Raw genomic sequence first — 2,085 nt, forward strand, 5'->3', positions numbered from 1 at the left:
CTCACGCATATACCCAGACCCTACGCTGTCGGCGGGAAGCACGGTCCGGCCGGATAGCGGGCATTTTCATCATTCATGGTTGATAAAGCGTGAAGACGTTGCACAGCCTGCATTTGCGCATGGCCTTGACGATGTCCGACCTTCTTGCCTGGGCTTGAACGAAGGCTGCTGCACAAAAAGACCTCGGCCGGGTCATATTCCCGGCGCCGGCGTTTCCTACTCCTCGAACCATCAGCGAGGGGCCTCCATGTGCAAGATCTTAAAAACCGACATCAAGCTTTTTGCCGCTGCCATTGTCGCGGCGGCAACCGTTCTCGGTGCCAATGTCAGCCTGGCCGATATCGTGAGCACGCTGAGCGGCGCGAACTGACACCGATCTGCCGCTGGCGCAGTCAGGGAAATCGCCTCTTTACATTCTCCTGGGCCTAAGGATTTATCCTCTTCTTTAAGCTCAAGGGAGACGAGCATGTCCTTCGAAAACTGGGCCGCCTTCGCCGCCGCGTCGACGATCCTCCTCATCATTCCGGGTCCGACCATCCTTCTCGTCGTGTCCTACGCGTTGGGCCAGGGCTGGCGCACCGCTCTGCCTATGGCAATCGGCGTGGCGCTGGGCGACTTCACCGCGATGACCTTGTCGATGCTGGGCATCGGCGCGCTGCTGGCAGCTTCGGCTGGTGTCTTCACCATCCTGAAGCTGATCGGCGCCGGCTATCTGATCTATCTCGGCGTGAAACTGTTTCGCGCCGGCGGCGCGCTGAAAGCCGAACCGCGCACCGACGCGGTCTCCTCGGCCAAGATGATGGCGCACGCCTGGCTGGTCACCGCGCTCAACCCGAAAAGCATCACCTTCTTCGTCGCCTTTCTGCCGCAGTTCCTCGACCGGCACGCCGATTTCTGGACGCAGATGCTGATCTTCGAGACGACCTTCCTCGCGCTCGCCTTCGCCAATGCCTTTGGCTATGCGCTGATCGCCTCACGCGCACGCAACGTGGTGCGCAATCCCAAGGCGATCCGGATCTTCAACCGCACCGGCGGCACGCTGCTGGTCGGCGCCGGCATCGCCACGGTGGCGATGCGTTCCAGCAATTAGCTGTCTTTTTGCTCATGACCCCGAAATTGTTTTCGGGTCATGATCAACCTTACCATTTGACGCTGAACCCAAGATTGCCTTCGAGTATCCGACGCTCGTCGCCGCCGAGATTGGTGGTGTAGTCGCCGGTGGCGAAGATGCTGACCTTGTCCGTCACCTTGGCGATCACACCGCCACCGAATTTGAACGAGGTCGATCTGCCCTCGGTGGAGATATCGGTGGTGTCGAAATTGACATGGCTCGTGCCGCCGAAATCGTGCCAGATGTTGGCCTTGAGGTACGGCTGCAGCGCCATGCCATTGATCGTTGTTTCGCCTTGCAGCCGTGCGCCGAGCCGGCCGGTCACGTTGCCGTCGGTATCGAAGGAAACCGAAGCAAAGCGGTCCGATGCATCGTCGAGCGACAGTTGCTGCCAGACCAGTTGCGCCTGCGGTTCAAGCGCCCAGCCTTGCCCCAGCGCGATGGGATAGCCGCCTTCCAGCGAAGCGGTGACACCGGTCCCGCCGACGTCGATGCCGATGCCGCGCGACGATGTTGCGTCTCCGCCGAAGAAGGTGGCCATGAGGACGCCGTCCAGGTACCAGCCACCCTGACCGATCCGGGTCCAGTAGCCACCGACGCTGGTGCCGTTGATATCCATGCTGCCGACGGACAGATTGTCCCAGCCCAGCGCCTGGCCGCGCACGTCGCCATTCATGCTGGCATAGGCGACGAACAGGCCGGCGCGATCGGTCTGGCCCGACGCGGTTTCGCGGCCGAACAGATCGAAGCCCGCCTGGAGGCCGAACAGGGTGCCGTCGAAGGACGGCGATACCGTTCCTGAATATGCCATCTTGCTGTCCTGGCCGAAGATGCGGCCCCAGACCGGCGACAGCTCGGTGTTCGACAACAGGCTCTGCTCGCCGCGCCGTTCGTGGAAGGTGCCGAGCGTCGTCATCGCCAGATGTTCGGCGACCGGGGGCAAGGCGGAATAGACCGGAACCTCGATGCGATAG

The 2,085-nt window shown here is 61.8% G+C and carries 3 protein-coding genes; 2 read left to right on the top strand and 1 reads right to left on the bottom strand.

The annotated features are described in order from the left end of the window. Together EN750_RS40085 and EN750_RS31435 are read left to right on the top strand one after the other, a co-directional pair. Positions 1-370: hypothetical protein (locus EN750_RS40085; protein ID WP_210212784.1), on the top strand; the 370-nt coding region annotated here is incomplete at its 5' end. A gap of 96 nt (positions 371-466) precedes the next feature. Continuing rightward, positions 467-1,090 (top strand): LysE family translocator, encoded by a 624-nt coding sequence (locus tag EN750_RS31435; RefSeq protein ID WP_127270197.1) that lies wholly within the window; start codon positions 467-469, stop codon positions 1,088-1,090. Positions 1,091-1,139: 49 nt separating this feature from the next. Here EN750_RS31435 and EN750_RS31440 read toward each other — a convergent pair. After that, positions 1,140-2,085, bottom strand: a 946-nt coding sequence (locus EN750_RS31440; protein ID WP_127399029.1) for an autotransporter outer membrane beta-barrel domain-containing protein, incomplete at its 5' end; no start/stop codon positions are given.

The sequence above is a fragment of the Mesorhizobium sp. M7A.F.Ca.ET.027.03.2.1 genome (assembly GCF_003999175.1).
In the GTDB taxonomy this organism is placed as follows: domain Bacteria; phylum Pseudomonadota; class Alphaproteobacteria; order Rhizobiales; family Rhizobiaceae; genus Mesorhizobium.